General features: G+C 55.8%; 30 protein-coding genes and 1 pseudogene. 4 read left to right on the top strand and 27 right to left on the bottom strand.

Going from position 1 to position 24,686, the window contains the following annotated elements; genetic code table 11:
- The first annotated feature begins 79 nt into the window (after positions 1–79).
- A complete protein-coding gene (locus tag C0560_RS01890; RefSeq protein WP_100777994.1) occupies positions 80–361 on the top strand; it encodes a YjcB family protein in 282 nt (93 codons plus the stop codon).
- A gap of 72 nt (positions 362–433) precedes the next feature.
- On the opposite strand, the gene C0560_RS01885 is transcribed toward C0560_RS01890, so the two are convergent.
- From C0560_RS01885 to C0560_RS01830, 12 genes are all read right to left on the bottom strand, one after another.
- Positions 434–973 carry a hypothetical protein gene (locus tag C0560_RS01885; RefSeq protein WP_248859505.1) on the bottom strand — a complete coding sequence of 180 codons (540 nt, stop codon included), beginning with the start codon at positions 971–973 and terminating at the stop codon, positions 434–436.
- Positions 966–2,015, bottom strand: a complete 1,050-nt coding sequence (parM, locus tag C0560_RS01880) for a plasmid segregation protein ParM domain-containing protein (RefSeq protein WP_248859504.1) — start codon at positions 2,013–2,015, stop codon at positions 966–968. Before parM ends, C0560_RS01885 begins: the two co-directional genes overlap by 8 nt.
- A 37-nt stretch (positions 2,016–2,052) precedes the next feature.
- Positions 2,053–2,811 (bottom strand): C40 family peptidase, encoded by a 759-nt coding sequence (locus C0560_RS01875; RefSeq protein ID WP_248859503.1) that lies wholly within the window; start codon positions 2,809–2,811, stop codon positions 2,053–2,055.
- Positions 2,812–2,822: 11 nt separating this feature from the next.
- Complete coding sequence (gene lafU, locus C0560_RS01870; RefSeq protein WP_102105717.1) at positions 2,823–3,743, bottom strand: putative lateral flagellar export/assembly protein LafU; 921 nt, start codon at positions 3,741–3,743, stop codon at positions 2,823–2,825.
- A complete protein-coding gene (motA, locus tag C0560_RS01865; protein WP_100777999.1) occupies positions 3,743–4,606 on the bottom strand; it encodes a flagellar motor stator protein MotA in 864 nt (287 codons plus the stop codon). Before motA ends, lafU begins: the two co-directional genes overlap by 1 nt.
- A gap of 7 nt (positions 4,607–4,613) precedes the next feature.
- Positions 4,614–5,306 carry a FliA/WhiG family RNA polymerase sigma factor gene (locus C0560_RS01860; protein WP_164971819.1) on the bottom strand — a complete coding sequence of 231 codons (693 nt, stop codon included), beginning with the start codon at positions 5,304–5,306 and terminating at the stop codon, positions 4,614–4,616.
- 22 nt (positions 5,307–5,328) lie between these two features.
- On the bottom strand, positions 5,329–5,796 hold the full coding sequence (fliL, locus tag C0560_RS01855) for a flagellar basal body-associated protein FliL (protein WP_248859502.1): 468 nt from the start codon (positions 5,794–5,796) through the stop codon (positions 5,329–5,331).
- A 3-nt stretch (positions 5,797–5,799) separates the two neighbouring features.
- The gene (locus tag C0560_RS01850; RefSeq protein ID WP_248859501.1) at positions 5,800–6,849 is read right to left on the bottom strand and encodes a flagellar hook-length control protein FliK; all 1,050 of its coding nucleotides are present in this window, start codon (positions 6,847–6,849) and stop codon (positions 5,800–5,802) included.
- On the bottom strand, positions 6,849–7,154 hold the full coding sequence (locus C0560_RS01845) for a hypothetical protein (protein ID WP_248859500.1): 306 nt from the start codon (positions 7,152–7,154) through the stop codon (positions 6,849–6,851). The genes C0560_RS01850 and C0560_RS01845 overlap by 1 nt, the downstream gene beginning before the upstream one ends.
- Positions 7,147–7,542 (bottom strand): flagellar export chaperone FliS, encoded by a 396-nt coding sequence (gene fliS, locus C0560_RS01840; protein WP_100778003.1) that lies wholly within the window; start codon positions 7,540–7,542, stop codon positions 7,147–7,149. The genes C0560_RS01845 and fliS overlap by 8 nt, the downstream gene beginning before the upstream one ends.
- Before the next feature lie 16 nt (positions 7,543–7,558).
- Positions 7,559–8,878, bottom strand: a complete 1,320-nt coding sequence (fliD, locus tag C0560_RS01835) for a flagellar filament capping protein FliD (protein WP_248859499.1) — start codon at positions 8,876–8,878, stop codon at positions 7,559–7,561.
- A gap of 184 nt (positions 8,879–9,062) precedes the next feature.
- Entirely contained in the window at positions 9,063–9,911 is an 849-nt protein-coding gene (locus C0560_RS01830) for a flagellin (RefSeq protein WP_123429890.1), read from the bottom strand.
- Positions 9,912–10,590: 679 nt separating this feature from the next.
- On the opposite strand from C0560_RS01830, the pseudogene C0560_RS01825 reads away from it, so the two are divergent.
- The 3 genes and pseudogenes from C0560_RS01825 to C0560_RS01815 form a co-directional block, all read left to right on the top strand.
- Positions 10,591–10,833 (top strand): annotated as a pseudogene (locus C0560_RS01825) (transcriptional regulator); the annotation flags it as partial.
- A 54-nt stretch (positions 10,834–10,887) separates the two neighbouring features.
- Positions 10,888–11,553 carry a hypothetical protein gene (locus C0560_RS01820; RefSeq protein ID WP_248860319.1) on the top strand — a complete coding sequence of 222 codons (666 nt, stop codon included), beginning with the start codon at positions 10,888–10,890 and terminating at the stop codon, positions 11,551–11,553.
- Entirely contained in the window at positions 11,531–11,995 is a 465-nt protein-coding gene (locus tag C0560_RS01815) for a hypothetical protein (RefSeq protein WP_102105714.1), read from the top strand. Before C0560_RS01820 ends, C0560_RS01815 begins: the two co-directional genes overlap by 23 nt.
- 68 nt (positions 11,996–12,063) lie before the next feature.
- Here C0560_RS01815 and C0560_RS01810 read toward each other — a convergent pair whose 3' ends face one another.
- From C0560_RS01810 to flgB, 15 genes are all read right to left on the bottom strand, one after another.
- The gene (locus tag C0560_RS01810; protein WP_248859498.1) at positions 12,064–12,687 is read right to left on the bottom strand and encodes a DUF2931 family protein; all 624 of its coding nucleotides are present in this window, start codon (positions 12,685–12,687) and stop codon (positions 12,064–12,066) included.
- A complete protein-coding gene (locus tag C0560_RS01805; RefSeq protein ID WP_371923364.1) occupies positions 12,684–14,288 on the bottom strand; it encodes a phospholipase effector Tle1 domain-containing protein in 1,605 nt (534 codons plus the stop codon). The genes C0560_RS01810 and C0560_RS01805 overlap by 4 nt, the downstream gene beginning before the upstream one ends.
- Before the next feature lie 93 nt (positions 14,289–14,381).
- The gene (gene tssD, locus C0560_RS20970; RefSeq protein ID WP_371923363.1) at positions 14,382–14,675 is read right to left on the bottom strand and encodes a type VI secretion system tube protein TssD; all 294 of its coding nucleotides are present in this window, start codon (positions 14,673–14,675) and stop codon (positions 14,382–14,384) included.
- Positions 14,676–14,906: 231 nt separating this feature from the next.
- Positions 14,907–15,902: a hypothetical protein gene (locus tag C0560_RS01800; RefSeq protein WP_248859496.1), complete on the bottom strand. Its 996-nt coding sequence runs from the start codon at positions 15,900–15,902 to the stop codon at positions 14,907–14,909.
- Entirely contained in the window at positions 15,902–16,816 is a 915-nt protein-coding gene (flgL, locus tag C0560_RS01795; RefSeq protein WP_100778013.1) for a flagellar hook-associated protein FlgL, read from the bottom strand. The genes C0560_RS01800 and flgL overlap by 1 nt, the downstream gene beginning before the upstream one ends.
- Positions 16,817–16,837: 21 nt before the next feature.
- A complete protein-coding gene (gene flgK, locus C0560_RS01790; protein WP_102105602.1) occupies positions 16,838–18,208 on the bottom strand; it encodes a flagellar hook-associated protein FlgK in 1,371 nt (456 codons plus the stop codon).
- A gap of 3 nt (positions 18,209–18,211) precedes the next feature.
- Positions 18,212–18,604 (bottom strand): rod-binding protein, encoded by a 393-nt coding sequence (locus tag C0560_RS01785; protein ID WP_129036130.1) that lies wholly within the window; start codon positions 18,602–18,604, stop codon positions 18,212–18,214.
- Between the two features lie 9 nt (positions 18,605–18,613).
- Positions 18,614–19,705, bottom strand: coding sequence for a flagellar basal body P-ring protein FlgI (locus C0560_RS01780; protein WP_181827182.1), 1,092 nt, complete (start codon positions 19,703–19,705; stop codon positions 18,614–18,616).
- 11 nt (positions 19,706–19,716) lie between these two features.
- Positions 19,717–20,382 carry a flagellar basal body L-ring protein FlgH gene (flgH, locus tag C0560_RS01775; protein WP_100778017.1) on the bottom strand — a complete coding sequence of 222 codons (666 nt, stop codon included), beginning with the start codon at positions 20,380–20,382 and terminating at the stop codon, positions 19,717–19,719.
- A gap of 19 nt (positions 20,383–20,401) precedes the next feature.
- On the bottom strand, positions 20,402–21,187 hold the full coding sequence (gene flgG / locus C0560_RS01770; RefSeq protein ID WP_100778018.1) for a flagellar basal-body rod protein FlgG: 786 nt from the start codon (positions 21,185–21,187) through the stop codon (positions 20,402–20,404).
- A 30-nt stretch (positions 21,188–21,217) separates the two neighbouring features.
- On the bottom strand, positions 21,218–21,949 hold the full coding sequence (locus C0560_RS01765; RefSeq protein ID WP_100778019.1) for a flagellar basal body rod protein FlgF: 732 nt from the start codon (positions 21,947–21,949) through the stop codon (positions 21,218–21,220).
- Positions 21,949–23,136: a flagellar hook protein FlgE gene (gene flgE / locus C0560_RS01760; protein ID WP_100778020.1), complete on the bottom strand. Its 1,188-nt coding sequence runs from the start codon at positions 23,134–23,136 to the stop codon at positions 21,949–21,951. Before flgE ends, C0560_RS01765 begins: the two co-directional genes overlap by 1 nt.
- Before the next feature lie 12 nt (positions 23,137–23,148).
- The gene (gene flgD / locus C0560_RS01755) at positions 23,149–23,841 is read right to left on the bottom strand and encodes a flagellar hook assembly protein FlgD (protein WP_123429881.1); all 693 of its coding nucleotides are present in this window, start codon (positions 23,839–23,841) and stop codon (positions 23,149–23,151) included.
- Between the two features lie 3 nt (positions 23,842–23,844).
- A complete protein-coding gene (flgC, locus tag C0560_RS01750) occupies positions 23,845–24,270 on the bottom strand; it encodes a flagellar basal body rod protein FlgC (protein ID WP_100778022.1) in 426 nt (141 codons plus the stop codon).
- A 19-nt stretch (positions 24,271–24,289) separates the two neighbouring features.
- Positions 24,290–24,640 carry a flagellar basal body rod protein FlgB gene (gene flgB, locus C0560_RS01745; protein WP_100778023.1) on the bottom strand — a complete coding sequence of 117 codons (351 nt, stop codon included), beginning with the start codon at positions 24,638–24,640 and terminating at the stop codon, positions 24,290–24,292.
- Between the last annotated feature and the right edge of the window lie 46 nt (positions 24,641–24,686).

Below are 24,686 nucleotides of genomic sequence, written 5' to 3'. Positions count from 1 at the left end.
TGTGATATAGTTCACACATATTCTGTAACGCGAAACACTGTTTCATTGTTGTTCACACGCTTTCCGAGGATTTGGTTTTATGGCGACCATTACCACCAGCATGGTTTTACTGCGCTGGCCGTTGTTGAGTGCGGTTTTGATGTTTTTAGCCAGCACGCTGAACATTCAATTTCGTAAATCTGACCTTGCGGGGCTGGCGGTGATTAGCACCTTACTGGGCGTGGGCGCTGCATGCTGGTTCGCGACGGGATTACTGGGTATCACCATGGTGGACGTGGCGACGATCTGGGGCAACATGAAAGAGGTGATGATCGAAGCGATGAGCCATACCCCGCCTGACTGGCCGATGGTCATTACCTGATCGCTGCGTGTTTAGTCCTCTCATCCCGGCCCTCTCACACAGAGAGAGGGTCAGGATAGCTGGCACCAGCCGCTAGAAAATGCCCTTCTGCCGTACCTTCTTCATCTTCTCCGTAGGCGCATCCACCTGACTCAAATCCAGCTCTTCTTTGCCACTCGCCGCACGCTCAGGTTCCGCCGCCGTTTTCCCGGCCATTCTTAACTGCTGTAACGCCAGCTTCTGCTGCTCCAGCAGCGGCTTCAGGGCTGCAACGTCGTCACGAATCATCTGTAACTGCGCCAGCTGCTCTGCGGAACTATCCACCGCTTTTTCCGGCACAGACTCCTGCGGCGTCAATTCCCCCAGCAGCTGCGCGAGCGTTAGCGTTTCGCGCCCCAGCGATTCCGCCACATGGTGGCACAGGGACGGGTCCATCAGGTGCAGCTGCAGGCCCGCCAGGTAGACGTCACGGTGGAACGCGCGGATCTCCATATTCGTGTCGTCAATACTGGCAGACTTGTCCATGGACTGATGCCACTTTTGCAGCTGCTGCATCGCGCGCAGATCCGCGCGCGACTGGTCTGGCGTCAGGTGCAGGGACAGATTGACGCGCCGAATCTGTCCCTTACGCATCGTCACCCACCTCGGCCATTAACGGCTCCTCGACCGTCTGCGCACCGGCGTCAGAGTGGTACAGGCAGATTTCGCGCGACAGCGCGCTCTGCGGATTTTCAATGCTCACCACGCGATCGCCGAGGGTCGCGTAGACGTCGCGAATCGCCCCTTCGATCAGGTGCGCACCGCCGCCGACCAGGTAAACGCGGTTCGGGTTTTTGGCGAATTTTTTCGCTTCGTAAGCGACCTGATCGCCCAGCTCCTGAATTTTAATCTCAATCTTTTCGAGGATATCGTCGATGCGCGATTCGTCGTTAATCACGCTTTTTACAAAGTTAAGATCGTGGCGGCGCTTGATCAGCTCATTCGCCACCAGATAGCTGGAGTCGCTGTCGGCAGCGGCCAGCAGTTTGCGCGTCGCGTCCGTCACCATCGCCACGCCGATTTCGTTGTTGCCGTAGATGGCCGAGACATCGTCAAATTCGCCAATCACCACGCCCATATCCAGGGTGGTGCCGCCGCAGTCGATCACCAGCGATTTGGTAAATTCATTAACGTTCGAGTTGAGCAGGTGAGACAGCGCCGCAGGCAGGCTCTCCGGCATCACCTGCACATCCACGATGCGGAACAGCTCGCCTTTGTTCAGGGTGATATCGCGCATCAGATTCTGGCGCTTCGCTTCGATGCGCTCTTCGTTACGCTGACAGTCGTCCGGCTTGTAGAACTGGGTGATCGGTAAGGTCACAATCGCCTCTACGTCGCACGGCGTTACCCCGGTCTGAAGCAGGGCGTGATGCACCGCCAGCAGATTTAAATCGTCGTACTGATAGTCGATATGGGTAGTAGAGAGCGCCTTATCGGACGTGGCATCGTAGGTGTATTTGGTGGTGCCGATGGTGTAGTTGTGCACCGCCTGGCCGCGCAGCAGCGCCGCGCTCTTCCAGTCTTTGCGGAAGGAGTTCGGCGAGACCACGGTCTTCAGGGTGCCGTTTTCAATCCAGCTGATTTTGACGTTAGTGGAACCGTCGTCGATGGCGAATTTTTTGCAAGTCTGGGTCATGGAAAATGTCTCAATCGTTCTGAAAAAGGGGGCCGCGTCAGAGCACAGCCTCGTCAGTTAAAATGCGGCGGGCACCGAGATAGTGGTCCTGCCAGAAGTTATCGGAAAGCTGGCTGATGCGAATATTCAGGCCGGTGCGCGGGGCTTCGATAAATTTGCCGTCCCCAAGATAGACGCCGACGTGATCCGCGCCGGGGCGCTGGTTGATGTTGAAGAACACCAGATCGCCGCGTCGCAATTTGTCCTGTTTTATCTGGCGCAGCGTGCGGTCCTGATACATACCGTTGGCGGTGCGCGGCAGATTGCGGCTCAGCACCGGCGTGAACGCGTAGAACACCAGGCCGCTGCAATCAAAGCCCTGCTCCGGCGTCTGGCCGCCCCAGACGTAGGGTTTGCCAATCTGCTCTTGCAGCAAATGAATCACTTTTTTCAGCGACGCCTGCAGGCGCGGGCTCATCTTCTCGCCGGGGAGCGGCTCCCAGATCATGTCCGTAGAGAGTTTTCCGGGCTGCCAGCGTTTATGCATCGCCAGCTGTTCGCGGTTTTGTACCCGCTCAAGGCGTTTTGCTTCGCTCAGCTTGCGCTTTTGCTCCGGCGTCACCGGCACCACGGCGATGCGGGTGCGGGCTTTTTTCAGCAGCGCCGCGCGATTGCGCATCCGCGCGTTGGCGGCGGCCTCTTCTTCGGAGACCGTCTCACGACGCGGCGCGGCGTCGGCATGAACAGTCCCGGCCACCATCAGCGCGGCAGCCAGCGCCATACAGCGCAGGATCGGGAAAGGGATAAAGGTCAACATCACTCAATCGTCTATTGTTTCTGCGAGAGTTTATCAATGATCGGCTTGATCACTTTCTCGCCGTGCTGACCAAAGAACTGGTATAGCGACTCGCTCGCCGAGTGGGTCAGCACCATAATTTCAATGCGGCGGTTCGAGGAGCTGAGCGGATTTTCCGGGTCGAGCAGCATCTGATCGGCCATTCCACTCACCTGCAAAATTTTCCCTGGCGCTAACCCGGCTCTGGTCAGGACTTTACGCGCCTGCATGGCTCGCTCACCGGACAGGTTCCAGTTGTTGTAGAGATCCTGATCGCGGAAACGGGTAGCGTCCGTGTGGCCGGTGATAATGATTTTGTTGTCGATCTTGTTGAGCGCCGGGGAGAACTCCGTCAGCAGACGGGTGAAGAACGGCGTCAGGATCGCGCTGCTGCGCTGGAACATCTCGCGCTTCTGATCGTCGGTGATCAGGATCCGCAGCCCCTGCGGGACGATCTCCATTTTCAGGTTCGACTGGGCATCGTAGGCCGAGGTGATCTTCATGATGATCCGCGCCAGATCTTCGATCTCCCTTTGGGAACGCTTATTTACGTCCTCCAGGCTTTCGCCTTTCAGCCCCGCCTGAATAGTCATCGGTTTTTCTGCGGATGATTTTTTCGCTTCGCGATCGCGTTTTTCCGTGACCGCAATTTTACCGCCGCTGCCGTGCGGCTGGGTGATTGGCGTCAGGGAGTTGCCCTCAAAAATCGACTCGCCGTTGAGCTGAGAGACGATCTCTTTGCGCTCCTCTTCCGTCACCGAGCCCATGATCCACAGCACCATAAACAGCGCCATCATCGCGAGGGTAAAGTCAGCGAAGGCCACCTTCCACGCCCCGCCATGAAAGGTGTCGTGGCTTTTGCGCGAGGAGCGTTTGATGATAGTGGTATGTTCTTTTCCGCGTGTGCCGCGCATCAGGATTCACCCGTCATCTGGTTCACCCAGCCGTCGAGCGTGGCGAAGGTCGGTTTCGAATCGAGCGGCAGCATTTTACGTCCGGCATCCACCGCCAGCAGCGTGGGCTTGCCCGCCACGTGATTCACCAGCACGGTACGCACGCACTCGATCACCGCGAGCTGTTTTTTGGTGTTCTGCTCCATGGCGTTCGCCACCGGGTCCATCAGGCAGTAGCAGAAGAAGACGCCGAGGAAGGTCCCGACCAGCGCCGCCGCCACTTTCACGCCGATCACCGCAATGGAGCCGTCGATGGATTGCATGGTGATGATGATCCCCAGTACCGCCGCACAGATACCGAAGCCCGGCATCGCTTCTGCGGTACGTTGCAGCGAGCGGGACGGTTGCAGCAGGTTCTCTTCCATCGCCACCAGCTCCTGCTCCAGAATCCCTTCCAGCTCGTGCTCGTTGATCTTGCCCATCGCCATCAGGCGGAAGTTGTCAGAGATAAAGGTGATCAGCGCTTTGTTCTGCAGGATCAGCGGATATTTCTGGAACAGCGGGCTGCTTTCCGGCACTTCGATGTGTGCATCCAGTACCTTCAGACCACCGTCCTGCACCAGCTCCAGCAGTTCAAACAGCAGCATCAGCAGCTGGCGTTGATACTCATCCGTGTACTCGTTTTTGCGCATAATGCCGCGAAACTGACGATACATCTCTGCCAGAACCGGACGCGGATTCGCGAGCACCATCGCCCCAAGACCGGCCCCTAAAATGATGATGATTTCACCGGGCTGCCAGAACGAGGCGAGACGGCCGCCGGACATCAGAAACCCGCCGACAACGCAGGCAAAAATAATGAAAATACCGAGAAACTTTTGCATATACCTTTCACTTCTGGAAAAAACACTGGATCTTTTGAGCGATCTTTTTATTAAGCTGGCAGACGCGCGCCTCGGTCAGATCGAGAACCAGCGCGATTTCTTTCAGACTCATTTCCTGCTGGTAATAGAGCGTCAGAATCAGTTGTTCACGCTCATCAAGGCTCGCCAGCGCAGCCTTTAACGTGCCGCTGGTGACCATTTCGTCCTCCAGCGAGCGGGTGTTGAGGGTGCCGTGCAGCGCATCCTCACCTAATAATTCATCGAGACTTTCCAGCGTCCTGGCGCAATCCAGCAGTAAATACTCGTGGTATTCGTCAGCGGTGATGGAGAGATGCTCGCTGAGATCCTCAAACGTCGGCGTGCGCCCCAGCTTGCGCGTGATGTCGCGGATCGCATCGTTGATCTTGTGGCTCTTCTGTCGAAGCCGACGCGGACGCCAGTCCAGCTCGCGCAGCTCATCCAGCACCGCGCCACGCACGCGCGCAGCCGCGTAAGCGCCAAACTGCTCATCGGGGTGGCCGTAGCGGCGCAGGGAGGTCAGCAGACCCATCAGAGCGATCTGCTCCATGTCCTCTTTGTCCATTACGCTACTGGTTTGCCAGGAGAGCTGCTTCACCACCCGGTGCACAAGCGGTAAGTACGCATTGATGTACTTCGCTTCATCAGCCGGGGTCAGCGCGTCATCCGCAATAAAATCCATCATGTCAGTCGACTACCGTTTCTTACTGGAAAACCATTTTGCTGATGATGACGTCTTTAAACGGCATACGCGTATTGAGGCTCTCAAAGCGGGCCGTGTAGGCATTCATCAGCTTATCGCGCAGGGCTTCCACGCTCATTTCACGCACCGCGTCGTAGTCCATCGCAGAGAGGGCATTGACCGTCGCGCCGCGAATGGCCGGGGACATCTCCTCCGCGCGGCTGGTGTCGGCGGCGGAATCAATGGTCAGGGCCAGCTCCAGCAGCAGATAGCGCTCGGAATCGCCGGGGCTTTTTAAGGTCACGACCACGTTTTTGATTTCGACAAACTCCACCACGCTCTCTTTCGACGAGCTGAAGAAATCAGAAATGATGGAGCGTTTATGCTCGTCCTGGCTGAGCAAATGCGTGCCCATGACGGTCAGTACGGCGGCAAAAGTGGCTGCTATCAGGGCAATCACCAGCCCTAAAGAAAAAGTCTTCAAAGTCATAAGTTAAACCGTAAGTAATACTGAATCGTCTGTACCGTCAGTGGAGTGTGCGTCCTCTGCGGCTATCTCTGCCCCTGCTTCAGGCCTGTCTGCCTGGGATGGCAGTTGCTGTCCGCGTCCTTGCTGCTGTCCGGACTGGGTAGATACCTGCACGTTCACCTGGACAACGTTTTGTTCTGTCAGGCTCTGGCGCAGTTCATTGCTGATCTGCTGGAGCGCGCGCGCCGTCTCGCTGTTGCTGGCGCTGATGTGCACCTGCATCCGACCATTTTCGATCTGCAGCGAGATATCCACTTTGCCCATCTCTGGGGGATCGAGACGAATGGTGGCGTGCTGCACCTGGTTTTTGACCTGAATCTGCAGCCGATCGTTAAGCGCGCTGTGCAACTGCTGCGCCCATTTGGTTTCGTCTGCGTCCAGTTTGACCGGCGGCAAATGCACGGTTTGCTTCTCCATCGCCGTCGAGAATGTCTGCCCGCTGGCGACCGGCTGCCCTGCAACAGGCAGCACGTCAGCCAGGGTTTTCACCACCTCGGCGGCGAGCGGTTTGGTATGCTCGACTGCCTGTGCCTGCGCCACAGATAATGGTGCGGGCACAGGCGTCGGTTGTGACGCGTGGGCCTGCGGCATAAGCCCCGCCGACAGCGTCTGCATTTTTAGCGCTTCGCCACTTTGCGGTGCGGCCGGGGCGGCATTCAGCGTTTTGACCGGCATCTGGCTTGCCATCAGCAAGGTGTCCAGCAGCGCCTGCGGTGGCGTGAGCGTATCCGGCGCCGGTTGTGCGCGGTCGGCGGTGTCCGTCGTCGCGTCGTCGTCTTCGTCATCCGTCTTAAGCCCCGCCAGCACCATGGTGGTGTCGCGCGTTTTCTCACCGCCCAGCAGGTTATTGATGATATTGAGCAGCGCGTCGTTGAACGCCGCAGGCGCGGGCTCGCCGACAGGCGTACCCGGCAGCGTTGCCGATGCTGTGTCCGTCGCGGGCAGCGCCGGGGCAATGGCTCCCGGCTCCGGGGTGGCAGGTGTTAACGTCAGTGGCGTGAGCAGCAGATTCATCAGCCTCTCTCTCCCACATCGGCAAACTGCGCGTAGGCGCTTGCGCCTTCACGGTTGCGACGCGCGCGGGCCATCTGCTGCTCCAGCTCATCGCTTTGCTGCTGGCTGTATTGGCTCGCCTGCTGATGCACCGTGCGCAGTGCCGTCAGCGCCTCACGTTTTTCCGCTGTCAGCGTCTGCCCTTGCAGGGAGATCAACAGCCCGGCAATCTGCGCGTCGACCTCCTGCATTTTCGGCCAGTCGTGCTGACTGGCCGCCTGCTCCAGGGAACGCGCCAGAAAACGCATAACCTGTAGATCATCCATTCTGCTGCCCCATTTTTTCCCAGCCGTCCTGCAGGTTGCGGAGGATCACTTCCACCTCTTCAACGTGCTCAACGGAGAGCTTATGGCTGGCGTCATACAGACGATAAACGCAGTAGTCGTAGAGGTTCGCCAGGCTCAGCGCCAGCTCGCCCCCTTTGTCGAAATCCAGCGAGCTGGTCAGCGCATTCAGAATGTCGATGCATTTGTTAATGCTCTGGACTTTACGGTCATAGCGACGCGCCGCGATGTGGCTTTTTGCCCGCACCAGTTCATCCATCAGGCCGTTAAACAGCATCAAAACCAGTTGATGCGGATTCGCTGCCGCCGCCTGAATTGCTAAGTCGGACTGCTGGTAATGGCCGAAGCCCTGCTGTTCGTTCCCGTACATAAAAGCTCTGTTTTCCTTACTCTAAACCAAACATACTCTTGGTGTTTTCCATCTGGGCCATGGCCTGCTGCAACTGAGTAAATTGCTTCAGATAGCGGTTATACGAGGAGTCATAACGCGAATTCATGGCTTCGGTTTTGGTGTCGATATCGCTCTGCTGGCGGTCGAGCACTTCCTGGCGACCTTTCAGCAGGCCGGTGGTCGAATTGAGGTAACGGTCGAGGGATTTATCCACCGCCGCGATCAGCCCGTCTTTGCCGTTGAACAGGCCCGTCAGCGCCTGCGGATCGGCGGTCAGCGCGGCGTCGAGCTTTTTGCTGTCGATCTCCAGCTTGCCGTCTTTATCCGCTGTGATGCCGAAATCGGACATCCGCTTGCCGCCAAACTGGGTGCGCAGCACGTCGTTCAGCTCGCGATCGAGGGAGGCCATGGTGGCATCGCCCGCAAACGCACCGCGCTCTTCACCGTCGCCGCTGCCGCTTTTGGTCAGTTTTTGCAGCGTGTCCTGCAGGGTGTTGTATGAGGTAATGAAGGTCTGCAGCTGCTCTTTGGTGGCCGCTGTATCTGTGCCGATGGTGATGGTCAGCGGCTTGTCGGCTTCGGTCTTCGACGTCAGTTCGATGGTCACGCCGTCGATGAGCTTATCCAGCGTGTTGCTGCTGTTGGAAAATTCCATTTCGCCCATACGGAATTTGGCGTCTTGCGCTTTCGAGATCTCTTTGGCGTTCGCCGAGTCAAAACCTGCCGTCCCGCCGACGGTTACCTTATTGGCTGCGCCGCTTTCGTCGCTGCTCAGCATCAGCGTCACTTTGCCGTCGGTGCGGATCAGCGAAGCGGTGACGCCGGGGTTATTTTCATCGCCATTAATGGCTTTGGTGAGATCGCTCAGGCTGTTGATACTGTCCATATCAACGTTGATGGTTTTCGCAGCCGCCCCTTCTCCGAGGGTGATCTCCATCATGCCGGTGGCATCTTTGATGGCATCATCCGTCAGATCGCCGAAACCGATCTGATGGGCAGACGCCAGCTGATCGACTTCGATGTTGTATGTGCCCTTCTGCGCCGAGGAGTTGGCCGTGACGGTCGCAATCCCTTCGCGGTTGACGGTGGCGCTGTTTTGCAACATCCCGTCATTGGTGCTGTTCAGCCCTTTAATGGCGCTGCGAAAATCGGTTAATGCGGTGCGAAGCGCGTCCAGCGCTTTTTTCTGCGACGTCATCGTGGCTGTTTTGGTCTTCAGCTGATTCTGGATCGACATAATGTCGTAGGACGCCAGCGACTGCGCCAGCGTCGTCGGATCTATGCTGCTGAAATCTGCCATAGTAGTTGTCTCCATTCGCACCTGTTGCTAAACCACGCTCAGTTAATGCAACCATCGTGCCAGTTTTTAAATTTAGTTAATTCAGTTAGTTACGATTTACCGGGAAGGCAACTTTCCCCGAATGGGAAAAGACAGGAAGGGGAAAGGCCGCAAACAAAAACACCGCCTTACAGCGGTGTTTTCATCGAACGGATTGGGATTAGCCCAGCAGGGACATCACCATTCCGGACATGCTGTTGGACTGCTTCAGCATGGACATGCTGGTTTGGGCCAGCATCTGGTTACGGGTCATGCTGGAGGCTTCAGACGCGAAGTCAGCATCACGGATGTTACCCAGCGCCAGGTCGGTGTTGTCTTTCATGTTCGCCAGGTTAGCCGCGGTGTGGCCCAGACGGTTGATGTTTGCACCCAGCTTAGAACGCAGGGTACCCACTTCAGAGATAGCGCCTTCTACGCTTGTGATCATCGCCTGTGCGCCAGAAACAGTGGTCAGCGCGCCAGAAGCAGTCAGTCCACCCATACCGCCGGAACCGGTCACGGTGGTCAGTTCTGCGCTCACGTCTACAGTCAGTTTCTCGCCTTCAGATGCACCGATCTGGAAGTTCATTGCAGAAGCGAATTTACCGCTCGCACCGAACAGGTTTTCGCCTGCGTATTTGGTGTTGTCCATAATGTTGGTCAGTTCAGCGTTCAGTTCGTCCATTTCAGACTGCAGCGCAGCGCGATCTTCAGTACCGTTCGTGTCGTTCGCTGCCTGTGTTGCGAGGTCTTTCATGCGGTACATGATGTTGCTCACTTCATCAAAAGCACCTTCTGCGGTCTGCAGCAGCGCAGTCGCGTCAGAGATGTTGCGCTGTGCAACAGCCATACCATTGCTCTGACCCTGCAGGCGGGTTGCGATTTGCAGGCCAGCTGCATCGTCCGCTGCGGAGTTGATACGTTTACCGGTACCCAAACGTTCCATTGCAGTAGACAGCATGCTGTTGGATTTATTCAGTGCGTTAGTAGAAGCCATGGAAGACGCGTTAGTGAAAATAGAAAGTGCCATGTTAGTAATCTCCTTGTGAACCTGTCTGTCAGGCTCTTCTCTCTGGTACTCAAGTAAAACGACACACTGAAAGGGAGAATTAAATCGGCGATGAAAAAAAATTAAAAATTACGTCTATAAGAAAAAGCCTGGTCTGAGTAATAACCGCATAAATTGCGAAAGGTAAATTAAAAACCAATGCGACACACTCTCTCCTTAACTTAAACGCAACTTAAAAATATTTAATGAATTCATTTATCCAAATGTAACAATATTTTATCGGCGGAAAAAAATAAAACACCAAATTCACATAAAAGAACAATCTATTAATATAAAAAACATCCACAGATCACTATTAACGTTTAACGATTCTCATTAATGGTTGTTTAGAGAATTAACTTAATAATTTGTTGCACATCACAGTTTTATCGCGTAAAAATGTGTCAAGGAAGAGAAACTTCCTAATCTCATACTGGAAAAGGCGGAAAATGACCGGCAAACACATGCCGTTCCGCAGAGCGAAATCCCTGTTTACGTCGTAAAACCGCTCGTTTTTGCATAATCTCCGCAGGCACGCGGCAATTCTCAAATGAATTTTAAACGGAATTAATGATTAATTTACATTAAGCATTGCGCGACTTTTTCGCTCGGTGCGGAGATGAATAATTGATTCAGGAGTGGCTTTTTGTCACCTGTCGCCATGAGAAAAAAATATTCCACCGTTAATAACTGGTTAGTTGATCTACCCTCCGGCTCCCTCATAAGCATGGTCACGGGCGAAAGAAAACGCCTGGGGGAATATCAATTAAAACTATTAGATGTACTTCTTGAAAATGCAGGAAAAATTCTCACTCGCGAAGAATTGACGACGCTGGTCTGGGAACGTCGGGTTATTGGTAATAATAGTCTTCCCAATGCCATCCATGCTTTACGCTCTGCTTTAGAAGACGACGGCAAACAACAAAAAATTATCAAAACAATCCCCAAAAAGGGGTATTTGCTTGAGCAGGCGTGGTGCCGTTTCGTTGAGAAAGAGAGCGAAGAGATTGATCTGCCGGACACGGAGATCGATGGCTTTGTGTTGCCCACGCTCAGCCCAACCGTTGAGCACAACGCTGCCGACGAGCCGGACATCGTTTCTGAACCCGTTAAGGTGATTGAAACGCCCTCCATTGAGATCGCGGTTCCCGCTGAACGCCCCGTTATTGTACCGGCCAAACCCCGGTTTCAGCATCCGCTCATCACCCTGGCGGCCCTGCTGGTCACCGTCATGATTGGCGCGATCTTTGGCTGGCACTATGCGGGTAATCAGGGACCAAAAATCGTCGCGGCAGAGCAGGAAGTCGCGGTTTACAGCAACATTCATATTTACGAGCTGTCCGAGTCCAACCGCCTGGAGATGAGCAAAGAAGATTTTTACAGCAAAATCAAAGACACGCTGTATACCATTAACCAGCAGATCAAAACCCAGTCCATGACCATGACGGTCTATTACCAGAGTATCGATCAAACGCTGAACTACACCTTTGCGTTGAATAGCCGCTGCGACAAAAAACAGCTGGTGATGGCCATCTATCACTGGCGCATCGACCCAACCCAACTGAACAACCTGATACTGCGTGAGACGAGGAGAAAAATCAGTGAGATGGAAACCTGCGCTTAACTGGAAACTGGCCCTGTCCTGCTTTCTGCTTGTGGCGCTCGCTTTTGCGGGGCTGCGAGTCATGCAAACCGCAAACGTCCCGCAGTCTAACGTCGAGGGGTTTTTACAGCTGGGGTTTTACGATTTGATGTCGATGCGAAAAGAGATTTACGATTCGCACATGCAGACGGTGAATGGTTCGATTTTAACGACCATCACCAGCCCGAACGACAACCGCTTCGTGCTGAAAGGAAAGTTCACTGGCATCAACGAACAGAACGGCAGACAGTTTTTCGCCTACACCCCCATCTACTACAGCACCGCGCAAAAAGGGCTGATGATTGATGGTCTGGTGGATATGCTGCTGCACATTGATATCTGGATGCAGCCGCTGTTTGTCGGCAATCAGCAGCTGGTGGTGGGGCAAAGTGGGGCGATATTTTTGTATCCGTTGAAGAAGTAAGCAGGGTGGCAGCCGCCACCCGCTTCACCACTCACCGTACGGATAGGTTTTGCCTTTGATAAAGTCTTTTATATTTTGGTCGTAGCCATCAGGGATGATGTAATCGAAATTAGCGAGGGTAATGCCTTTACACCCCTCCAGCTTATCGCCGGAAAGCGTGGTGATTTTTTTGGCTCTACGGGCAAATTGTCACCGCCGCCACTATTTTGTAGCCAGACTCTGACCTTCCCTTCTGGCGCCAGGCCAAATAACATCGTGCTGTACCACGCCTTATCGCCGAACATATCCACTCCCGTCGATACGCTCATTTTTTCCCGTACTGTCTCTGGAAAGATGATCCGTGTTTCATAGGTTTTTTTATCGATAATTGAATCCCAACAAAATAAGATGGCCGCAGGCGGATGGCGGGCTTTATTAAACTGTGCAAAGCGCATATATCGCTTATCCCAGCGATTTATACTTGAGTAATCATCCTCGGTGTTATCAAGATTTCTGAACGAATAGAGCACCTTTTTATCATCAATGATTCCAACATAAGTCACTCGAGCAGGCAGATCCTTGGGGGTAAAAAAAGCGAAGCCCCATAATCCATAAGGCATTTCACCCGTTGCTTCAGGTGTTGTTGCATCGCTGTAATGGCACCCAGATAGTGTCAGTAATAGGGTGAAAAATAATTGTTTAATACCTTTCATTTCTGGTTACCATCCATGTTGTAGATTGTCCTCTGCCAGTTTTGATCTGGCCGGTTTACGAAACTAAGGATCTCCGACACGGAGGTGCCACCGTAGGGCTTTCTGGTACTATCAAAAACAATGCTGTTCCAGTTTGCCGAACAATGGATATAGTCCTGGGCAATGATATCGATCTCAGCACGAGTAAAAGGATTTGCAGTTATGCCTGAGCGTATAGCGGCTGCTGATACAATTGCTTTCTCACTCAGAGGTGAAAGAACTGAAGGCAAAATTAATTCACTGTATTCATGCGTTATCGGCTCAAACTCCACCCCCGCATCCTGCGCAGCATCGATCATCACCCGCAGCACCACCTTCGACCAGTCGTTCTTCACGATCCGTTTTTTCATTGTCAGAGCAGCAAATGCGCGCTTCTGCATCCCGTCTCGTGGATGGACGGGCATTCTCGTGTCCTCCCAGGCGTCAGCCGTAATGTCATTAGTGCGAATGAGCGGTGTCGCGACCGTAGAGGATTCGAGTATCGATAGCTGTTCCATGGCATGTCTGTAAGTTCGCGTATCCGCCAGCGGGGTATCCAGCGGCACGGTGACTGCTTCCGGACGGGTCAGGTAGATGTTTTCCCGTGTCGCAGGCAGGTAGCCGCCGCCAATATCGGAATGCGCGCCGGGCAGAGCCAGCTCCGGCCACGCGGGTTGCACGCTGTTCAGGGCGAAGTTAAAGCGGCACTCGTGCTGCGCCGTGATATGGAAGACTTTCTCCGCCACGCCAGGGCGCAACACGATATTCACGTCACCGGTATTTGCTGTGTGTGGATTGAGACCATTTTGCGGTGTCCCAATGGCGGCGACGGTATCGAAAATACCGATAAATCGCGTTTTCCCGGCCGGTGCGCCAGCGTATTCGACATCATTCATTCCATAGCGAATCGCATTGATAATGTCCCGATCTTCCGTCTGAATGCGATTGGCAAAGTGGCGTGCCGCTGCTGCGCCGCGACTAAATCCGAAGATATCGAACTGGAATTCAGTCACTTTCAAAGAGGGGACGGATGCAAACTCCCTCATATCATCAAAAAACTTTTTGAGTGTCCCGGCAATCTGCTTCACCGCAAGGTCCGTCTTCGCGATCACCCCCGTATCGGCCACGCCTAAACTCAGGCCAATCATGCTGTCCGGTCTGCCGGCTTCGGTGCCGATCCCCTCCACATAAATGGCCGCCTGCGCCTGTCCTGATTCAATCGGGAGATCCGTTTTGTACAACGTATTTAACCAGTGAATATTGGTATACCCGCCGGTATAGCTGGTGGCCCCTGTTCCGGAGACGCCCATCTGCTCCTGCGCCATGCGGGCAAGAATGCTTTCTGCATCCGGATCAGAAATGTCAAAGTGCGCGGCGGTGCAGGCCGCGAGCATATTTTGCGTGTTCACGGCGTTATTATCGGTTCCATCAAAAAAAACACCGAGCGTCAGGGTAATATTGCGTTTTTCAGGTTGTTTTATTTCATCGGGTGGAAACAGTTGGTTATAGGCGTCGGGCAGGAGCAGATTGCTGAACTCTGTATTCGCAATAAGATGTTTACTGCGAATATATTCATAACTCACAGTGATACTTTCCGTATCCAGACTGTCTTTATTATGCGAGCTGGATATCCCCTGAATCGACGCCCCGCGCAGTTCGATATGATAATATTTTTCCTAACGGCCAAAGCGGTCAGTACGGTAATAATCAAAACTGAGCCGCAGTTTTTCATTCTCATTAATGGCGGTGGTCAGGAGTGGCGAGCTTTTATCGGTGGGTTTGGTGAACCGCAGGCCCTGATGATACACGCCGCCAGAGGTGCTGATAGTGCTGGAGGAGAGCTGATAAACCAGAATTTCGTTTTCATGGCGGTACTGAAAACGATTACCAATAGATTTTTCTGTTCCACAGCCTGCGGATATTTCCCCCTGGCGCTCCTCCGTCAGCGTTAAAAAGATAACGTTGCTCACTTAATGATGTCCTTATCATTTTTCAACAAAATATATTGCAATCATTAATTATGCTGAGCAGCAGTGTAGTCTTTTTTATTTTTACAATATCGCAGCTGAGATCATGAAAATGGAAAGTAAAACGAAAATGAAGGAATGCTATGTGGCAGGAATAAATAAAATAAAGAGAGAGTATAAAACCTGAGTCGCGGTTTTCCCCTCCCCGTAAGGAGAGGAGAAACCCGCGCGGGGCTAGCCTAACAAATTCTTCACCGTCACCTGATGAACGTTCCCTTGCGCCGCCAGCGCTTGCGTCAGCAGGCCAAACTGCTTACCGCTCCCCGCCAGGGCATCTCCAAGCGCGCGCGCCGTTTCGAGCGCCTCGCCTGGGGTGTAAACCGTCGACATATCCTGAATCCGCGTCGAAACGCGATCCTGGTGAAAATGCAATTTACTGCGCTCGCGGGTGATTTGGTCCAGCGTCTGCTGCAGCTTTTTGCTGTCGCCGCGCTCCCAGCGGAGGGCCAGCTGGCTGATTTCGTCTTCGCGGCTGGTTTCTGCCTGCGGAGCCAGCAGGGTAAAGGCATCCGCCGGGAAGTGTTGCCCTTCGCCGCGCACGCTGAGATGCTGACTGACGCGCGACCAGCGCGCTTCGTCGACCTGGAAAGCGACTTTCCCTTCAGGGGCGAGCGTCGCGTTGATTCCCAGGCGCCCCAATCCCACATTGAGATGGGCCAGGATCTGACGCGGAGACGCCTGCTCGGGCAGCGCCACGGCGGTGAGTTCACGCTGGCCGCCGCCGAGCTGAAATACCAGCGTCTCCCCCTGCGGCTGCTCCAGCAGTTTTTCCACGCCCGGCAGGGTGAACGTGACCTGGCTTTTTTGCTGGAGCGTGATGTTGAAGTTCCGATCGATCGTACCGCCCGACAGCTTTCCGCGCTGATTCAGCAGCGTGTTCAGCCCTGATTGCGCAGAACCGTTCTGATGGCGCAGCACCAGCAGCTGGGTTTCAGTTTCTGACAGATAATTATCCGCCTGCTGAACCGCCGTCAGCTGCTGATTAAGCTGCACGTTATAGCGCAGCGGACGGCGCGACAGCAGCGCCGCTTCAGGAAAGGGCGGCGTCGCACGATTCGGGGTGGCGACGCGTTCTGTTCGGGCAATCTGGGCCGGTGCCCCCGGCAGCGTCCGGACGGCGGACGCGGTGCTGGAGGCGGTGGTGGTTTTTAATCCTACCTGCATAACCATTACAACATGCTGAAGAGCGAAAGCTGACTGATCATGCTGTACGCTTTGTTAGTGACCTGCACGGAGTTGGTGTATAGCTGAAGGTTGATACTGGTGGTCGCCCAGTCGGTGTCCGACAGGTCGCGCACCACCTGATCGTTGGCGGTGCTGACGTCCGTGTGGGCATCGCCGAGCATCGTCAGGCGATTCTGACGCCCACCCAGATCGGTAAACATCGCCGCCACTTTGTCGCGCGTGTCGGAGGAGAGCGTCAGCATCTCCTGCATCTCATCCTGATAATCGCTGACCGGAATGTCGGGGTCCTGCATCTTCTCACTCAGGGCTTTCAGCTTGTTCAGCATCTCCAGATCGCTGCCGTTACCAAACGCCTGCACCACGTTGGTGTTTTCCGTCACGCTCACCCCGTTTGCCACCGTGGTTTCTCGCGAGCCGTCGTTGCCCTGATAAACGTATTTCCCCTGCGCCTCGTCCCAGACCACCGGTTTGGCGTCGGTTTTGGTGCCTGAGAAGAGATAGCTGCCGCTCTCATTCTGGGCGTTAATCGACGCCACCAGCGAGTCCAGCATCGACGACAGTTCGGTGCCGAAACCGTTCATATCTTCGCTGCTGTGGGTGCCGTTGGCCGCCGCCAGCAGTTTATCGTTGAGGGACAACAGCTGATTGCTCATCGCGCTGACGTGCGCTTCCTGGCTCGCGAGCGATCCGCTGAGGCGCGAGATGTTGCTCTGATACTGCTTAATGGCCGACTGCTCGCGGTTCAGCTGCACCAGACGCGTGGCGGCAACCGGATCGTCCGACGGGACGTTGATTCGTTTCTGGGTTGCCATCTGTTCCATCAGCTTGCTCATGCGCGTGCCGTTAACGCCAAGCTGCGCCAGCATGGCGTCGGAATTATAAAGACTACTGATTCGCATAAATTCGTTCCTTAACGCCGGTTAAAACATGCCTAACAGGTCAGTAAAAATCTGGTTGCCGGTGGCGATCACTTTGACGTTGGACTGATACGCCTGCATGTAAACCTGCAGGTTTATCGCCTCTTCGTCCTGGTTGACGGCGCTGAGGTTGTTGCGCTGCAGCTGTGCCTGGTCAAACACCGCCTGCGCCGCTTCCAGCTCGCTTTGCGACTGTTTACTGGCAATACCGATGTTGGAGATGATCGCCGCCGCCCCTTCGTTCAGGCTCATGTTGCCCATCCCGCCGATATCGACCTTTTTATTTTTCAGATCGATCAGTGCCTCAAGGTTGTCGCCATTCCCCTGCTCGTCAGGCTTGCCGGAGAGCGCCAGTTCGTCGGGTTTCAAATCGTTGACCTGCAAAATGCCCGCCGGATTGGTGAGATCGAAACTGAACAGCGGTTTGCCCGGATTACCGTTTTTGTCAAAACCCTGCGCCAGCTGATCGTTAAACAGCGTGGCGACGGTTTCGGCCATCCCCTGGACCGAGGCCTGCATGTTCGCCAGTTCGCCGGTTTCGTAGTCGTACAGCGCGCCAAGCTGACCGCCCGTCGACGGGTTTAACGAGAAATCGCTGCCGGAAAACGTCAGCGTTAAGACAGAGTTACCGTTGGCATCGGTGCTGGCGCTGAGCTGTCCGGCCACTTTGCCGCTCACCAGCGGCTGGCCGTTTTTCATCGATACGGAGTAGCTGCCGTTGCTGTCTTCCACCACTTTCACGTCGCTGTAGGTGCTGAGCTGTTTCACCAGCTCGTCACGCTGATCGCGCAGCACGTTGCTGTTGCCGCCCGTCGAGTCCATCTCCATGATTTTTTTGTTGTAGTCAGCGATCCCGGTGGTCAGGGTGTTCATCTGCTCGACAATGGTGTTGCGCTGATTACCGACCGAGGTTTTCTGGCTATTGATGAAGTCGTTCATATTGTTGAAACGGGTCGCCAGGGATTGCGCCTGGTTCAGCAACTGCTGGCGGTTGGCTTCACTTTCAGGCCCAGCGGTTAAGGCGCCGAGGGCCGAGAAGAAATCGTCCAGCCCGGTGCCGAGACTGGTCGAATCGGTGCCAATCACCTTCTCCAGCGAGCTGAGATACTGGTTGTTAATGCCGTAGTAGTTAGCTTTGCTGTTGCTCTGCCACACCTGGCCCGTCAGGTATTGATCGGAAATCCGGCGGATGCTGTCCACCTGCACACCCGCCCCGGCGGACATACCGCCCGGCCCCATCGTCGTCACGGAGCTTTGGATAATGCCCTGACGGCTGTAGCCCGGCGTCAGCACGTTGGAGATGTTCATCGAGGTCACGCTCATCCCAAACTGCGCGGCCTGCAAGCCGCTAAAGGCAATATTAATCATGTTCATGGATTACTCCTGCCCGCGACGTATTACCGGGACGACGGGGGGCGTTAATGTCTTCGGATGTTCCTGTAAAGCGACCATTCCCTGCGAATTCTTAAGCGGCGCGCTCTCCTGCGGGCCGAGCTGGGTGATGATCATCTGGGCGATGCCCGTGCTGCGCTGGGAAGCCAGCTGTGACGCCAGCTTGTCATCGTAAAAATCGCGCATCATGCGCTGCTGCTTGCTGTCGAACGGATTGTTGTCCACCAGCGCTTCGGAGGCTTTTCGCATTTGCTGGAGCATCGAACGCAGGAAAATACCTTCGAACTGCTCCGCTGCCTGTTCCAGATTCTGCGGCTTCACCTGGCCGGTAAAATCGCCGGGCAGCACGCTGGTCTGGGGTTTGATCGCCTGTAGCATTGTCTCTCCTTAAATCACAACCAGTTCGGCATCCAGCGCGCCTGCTTCATGCAGGGCCTGCAGGATCGCCATGGTGTCGTCCGGCGACGCGCCGAGGCTATTAATGGTATTCACGATGCTGCGCAGGCTGGTGCCTGCTGCAATAGTCACCATCTGGCCGCTGCCGCGATTCACATCGACGTCGCTTTGCGGGGTGACCACCGTCTGACCCTGGCTGAACGCGCCCGGCTGGCTAACGTTCGACGATTCACGAATGGTGACGGTCAGGTTGCCGTGCGACACCGCCGCCGCGCGAACCACCACGCCATCGCCAATCACCACGGTGCCGGTGCGGGCGTTAAACACCACGCGCGGCGGCTGTTTACCGGCGTTGATCTGCACATCTTCCAGCATCGACATAAACGCCACGCGCTCGCCCGCCGGCAGCGGTGCGTTGACCACCACATTAGTGGCGCTCTGCGCCGTCGCCGTGCCGGAGCCGAAGGCGCTGTTCAGCGCCACCGCCACGCTGTTGGCGGTTTTAAAACTCGGGCGCTTAAGGTTGAGAATCACCTGGTTGTTTTGCTGAAAATCGGACGGCACTTCGCGCTCGACGGACCCTCCGTTCGGCACGCGGCCCACGGTCGGGGTGTTGATGGTGACGCTCGACCCGCTGTTGCCTTCGGCTTTCACACCTCCGACCACCACGTTCCCCTGCGCCAGAGCGTAGACTTCACCGTCGGCTCCGCGCAGCTGCGTCAGCAGCAAGGTGCCGCCGCGCAGGCTTTTCGCGTCGCCGATGGACGAGACGGTAATGTCGATACTCTGCCCGCGCGCGTAGCCCGGCGGCAGCGTGGCGCTGATCGCCACGGCTGCAACGTTTTTCACTTTTGGATCGATTTTGGTCGGCAACTGAACGCCAAACTGGCGCAGCATGTTGGTCACCGACTGGCTGGTGAACTTCACCTGATTTTTATCGCCCGTGCCGTCGAGGCCGACCACCAGGCTGTATCCCACCAGCTGGTTACCGCGTACGCCCTGAATATCGACCACATTTCCCAGTCGTTCTGCGGTTGCCGCCGTCGTCCACAGCAGCATCAGAAATAGCATCGCTTTACGCATGGCAGACTCCATTAAATCGGGAACAGCGGATGGTTAAAGAAGCGCGTCAGCCAGCCTGCGGAGTTGGAGTCGCTGAGCGCTCCGCGTCCGGCGTAGGAGATACGCGCGTTGGCGATCCGCTGGGAGGAGACTGAGTTGTCGCGTTCCACGTCTTCCGCGCGTACCAGCCCGGTCACACGCATGTATTCATCGCCCTGATTAAGGGTCAGCCATTTTTCACCGCGCACGGCGAGCACGCCGTTGGGCAGCACTTTGTAGACCGCCACGGTGATGGCTCCACGCAGGCTGTTTTGCTGCTGGGAAGTGGCGTTGCCGTTGAAGTTGCGGCTGCCGTCGATGGAGCCGGAAAGCTTATCGACGGAGTGACCAAAGGCTTCCGGCACGCCAATCGAGACGTCATTTTTCTTGCCGAAGTTGGTCCGTGCCTGTTTGCTGGCCTGGGTGGATTCGTCCAGTTTGACGGTCAGGATGTCGCCCACGCGGTAAGCGCGGCGATCCTGCGTCAGGGACCAGTTGTAGTTGCCGTTATACAGCCCGCCGCCCTGCACTTTGGTGGTCGGCATGGAGAAATCTTCTGGCGGCGCGTAGGCCGCGTCATCTTTTTGCACTAACAGCGCCGGGCTTTCACACCCGGCCAGCAGCAGTGCAATGCATCCAATAACTAACTGCTTTTTCATTTCTTTTTCACTTCACGCGTTACATCGACTGCGTGACAAATTTGAGCATGTCATCCGCCGCCGAGACCATTTTGGCGTTCATCTCATAGGCGCGCTGAACGGTGATCATATCGACCATCTCCTCCACGACCTGCACATTGGAGCCTTCCAGCGAGCCTTGTTCGAGCTGCCCGAAAGCCTCTTCGCCCGCCACGCCTTCTACCGCTTCACCGCTGGCCGCTGTTTCGCGATACAGGTTGCCGCCGAGGGCTTCCAGTCCGGCCGGATTGACGAAGTTCACCAGCGTGATCTGCCCAAGCTCGACCGGATCAGCTTCGCCCGCGACCGTGGCCGTGACGGTGCCGTCTTTGCCGATTTGCAGGTCTTTGACGTTATCCGGCAGTTCAATCTGCGGCACCAGCGGCAGCCCCTGAGCGTTAGTCAGCAGGCCGTCCGGGTTTTTCTGGAAGTTACCGGAGCGGGTATAGGCGATATCGCCGTCGCTGGTTTCAACCTGGAAAAAGCCCTGTCCGGTGATGGCGACGTCCAGCGACTGTCCGGTGTTCTGGATATTGCCGGTGGTGAACTCTTTTTGGGTGCCGACAATTTTGACGCCGGTACCAAACTGAATGCCCGTCGGCGAGATGTTGTTCTGGTCAAGCTGACCGCCCGGCGTGCGCTGATTCTGATAGAACAGATCGGCGAACATCACGCGATCGCGCTTAAACCCGGTGGTGTTAACGTTCGCCAGGTTGTTGGAGATGGCGCTCATCTTCGCGTCTTGCGCGGCAAGACCGGTTTTACTGATCCATAAAGCGGGATTCATCGTTATTCCTTTTGGCTAAACGGGCAAAAATCAGGCGTTACGCAGCAGGCGATTGCCCGCCGTCGCCAGATCTTCTGCCGCCTTCATCATTTTGATTTGGGCTTCGAACTGACGGTTAAGCGCGATGCTGGAGACCATTTCGTTAATCGCCGAGACGTTAGAGGTTTCCAGATGCCCGGCAACAACCTCGACCTCTTCGGTACGCGGATTGACGTTGGCGTTGGTCACCAGAAAACCGGCGCTGTTTTTGCTCAGCTCGCTGGCGGCGATATCCACCAGCTTGATACGGTCGACGTCCATCGGCGCGGCGATGTCGCCGTCATCCGCCACGATGGTGATGACCCCATCGTCGGCGATGCTGACGGACGAAAACGGCGGCAGCACGATCGGGCCGTTGTCGCCGGAGACCGGCAGGCCGTCGATGGTCAGATCGCCCTCCGGGCCGACTTCAATCTGGCCGTTGCGGGTGTAGACCTCGCGGTTGCCGCTGACCAGCGCAATCAGGCCGCTGCCTTTGACGGCGACATCGAGATCGCGCCCCGTCTCACGCGTTGCCCCTGGCGTCAGATCGACGCCGCCCTGCTGCTGTTGCACCAAGAAACGGGAGGCGTAACCCTCCCCCTGAATTTGCTGCGACATCGCGCTGTCCAGATCGTGACGAAACCCCTGGGTGTTGACGTTCGCCAGGTTGTTCGCGTGGATCTGCTGCTGCGCGAGGCTGCGGGACGCTCCGCTCACGGCGGTATAAATTAAGTGGTCCATTACAGTGCCTGGAACAGCGCCGACATCATGTTGTCGTTGGTGCTGATCACTTTGGTGTTGGCCTGGTAGTTACGCTGCGCCGTCATCAGCCCGACCAGTTCGGCGGTGAGATCGACGTTGGAGCCTTCGAGAGTGTTGGAGCTGATCGACCCCAGCAGCCCGGTGCCCGGCGCGCCCGTCAGCGGCGTACCGGAGCTGGCGGTTTGCGACCAGGTGGTGCCATCCTGCGAAGAGAGACCGTTCGGATTGGAGAAGCTCGCCAGCACCAGCTGGCCCTGCAGCAGGCGCTCACCGTTGGAGAAGGTGGCGTAAACGCTGCCGTCTTTGTCGATCATTTGCCCGGTACGTTCCCCGGAGGCGTAGCCGTTACCGGAGTTTTTGCTGACCGAGAAATCGGAGCCAAACTGAGTGGTGCCGCTGTAGCTCAGGGTCAGTTCGATGCCGTCTGCGCCCGGAATACTGGCGTTGATGGTGACCGGGCCGGTCGGCGTCTGCAGCACGCCCTGCTCGGTGAAGGTCATTTTCTCGGTAGTGCCAAGATCCTGATCGTCCATGTAGTAGTGCACTTCCCACTCGTTGTCGGTGGTTTTCACGAAGTACTGCTTCATGGTGTGTTCGCGGCCCAGAGAGTCATACACCTGAGTGGCGTAGGTGTGGTTGTAGGATTTTTCGTCGGTCGGATCGAAATCGGGATTTTCCGGCAACTTTTCGTTGGCATTCAGGTTGGCGGTGAAGTCGAGAGTGCTGGTTGCTTTCGCCGGGATAGAGCCGCTGCTGATGGTCAGATTGCCGATGGTCCCGGTCTGCACCACGCCGTTGGCATCCACCGGATAGCCCTGCAGGTACATGCCGAGGTTGTTAACCAGGTTACCGTTGTTGTCGGTGGCCATATAGCCGGCGCGGGTGTAGGCGGTGGTGCCGGTGCTGTCGCGCATCATAAAGAAGCCGTCGCCATTAATGGCCAAATCGAGGCTGTTGGCAGAGGCAAAAATGGCTCCGCTTTTGGAAATACTCTGCGCAACGGCGGTCACGCCCACGCCCAGCGGCTGACCTTCGGCATACAGGGATGCGAACTCCGCGCGCCCGGATTTAAAGCCCACGGTGCCGGAGTTAGCGATGTTGTTGGAGATCGCGCCGAGCTGTTGGTTGATGGCATTCAGGCCAGAAACTGCAATATCAAAACTCATAATAATTCCTGATTAACTCGTTAATCCCTTCGGGTTTTTGTCGTTCGACTGGCCGAACTGAGTGATGTTGTGGTACGCCACTTCACCGATGCCGCTGATGTTGAGCATGGTCGCAGTGCCATCGAGCGGGATCCGCACGTTGTTCACCACACCGCCGACTTCAATCGGCACTTTGGCCGGTTCGTTGTCCGTCATGACGGTCATGGTGTATTTGCCCTCTTTCAGCCCCAGCTCTTGCGGGTTGAGGGTGAAGTCCACGGAACCGGCTTCCTGTTTGCCCAGCTCGATTTTGGTCTCGTTGCCGCTTTCGTCTTTGACGATCACCGTGACGGTATTGGCGGCGTGATCCAGCGTCAGGCGGCCTTCGATGCTGGTGCTGCCATCACTCTGGAGGGTATCGGTCTGAACCATCACCTTCTGCCCGACCAGATTGCCCGTCGACAGGGTTTGCAGGTTGTCCATCAGCACCGCGTTGTTGGCCATTAACTGTGACATGGTCTCCATCGACTGCACCTGGGTCAGCTGTGCCAACTGGCCGACGTATTCCGTGCCATCGGTCGGGTTCAGCGGGTCCTGATTCTGGATTTGTGCCACCAGCAGCTGCATAAACAGGTTGTTCATCCCTGCCGCGCTGTTGTCATTGGCGGATACACCGCTGTCGTAAGGGGTAGTACCGGATTGAGTGGAAACGCCATTCACGCTCATCTATTACGCCTCGCCCAGACGCAGCAGGCTCTGCTGCATGCTTTTTACATTGTTAAGAACATCGACGTTGGTTTCGAAATTGCGCGACGCGGACATCATGTCGGCCATCTCTTCCACCACGTTGATGTCCGGATACCAGACGTAGCCGTCCGGGTTCGCCATCGGGTGATGCGGTTCGTACCGCTGCACCGCGTTGCCGGATTCCACGACGTCCATCACCTGCACGCGGGCACCGGACAAGCCGTTGTTGTTCATCAGCTCGTCGTTCTGATACACCGCCGCGAACACCGGGCGGCGCGCTTTGTACACGCCCGCTTCTGCCGTCGCCGCAGTGTCGGCGTTGGCGAGGTTACTGGCGACGGTATTCAGGCGGACGGTCTGTGCCGTCATGGCCGAGCCTGACACTCGGTAGATATCGGTAAAAGCCATTTATCGTTACCTGATTCAATTACTTACCTTCAATGGCCTTTTTGAGACCAGTGAATTTCATATTCAAAAACGCCAGGCTCATCTGGTAGTCCTGAACGTTTTTGGCAAACTCTGTTTGTTCCACATCCAGCGCAACGGTATTGCCGTCCGAGGAGGGCTGATAGGGCACGCGATACATCTGTTGCGCCGCCGAGCCGGGAAAGAAATCCCGCTGCGAACGTTGCATCTCCGCGGCAAAATCAATATCTTTAGCCTGGAAATTGGGTGTATCGACGTTAGCCAGGTTTGCTGAAAGCAGTTCCGCCCTGGAAAGTCGAAGTGCTACAGCTTGCGGATGAACGCCCAATGCCTTATCAAAACTAATACTCACAACTCACTCCTTCGTGATGGTGGACAGTGCCGATAGTCCGTGTTGC

Origin of the sequence: Lelliottia sp. AC1 (genome assembly GCF_023278595.1) — a bacterium.
Classification (GTDB): domain Bacteria; phylum Pseudomonadota; class Gammaproteobacteria; order Enterobacterales; family Enterobacteriaceae; genus Enterobacter; species Enterobacter nimipressuralis.
The sequence above is the reverse complement of the archived record's forward strand: the minus strand, read 5'-3'. Positions and strand labels throughout refer to the sequence as shown.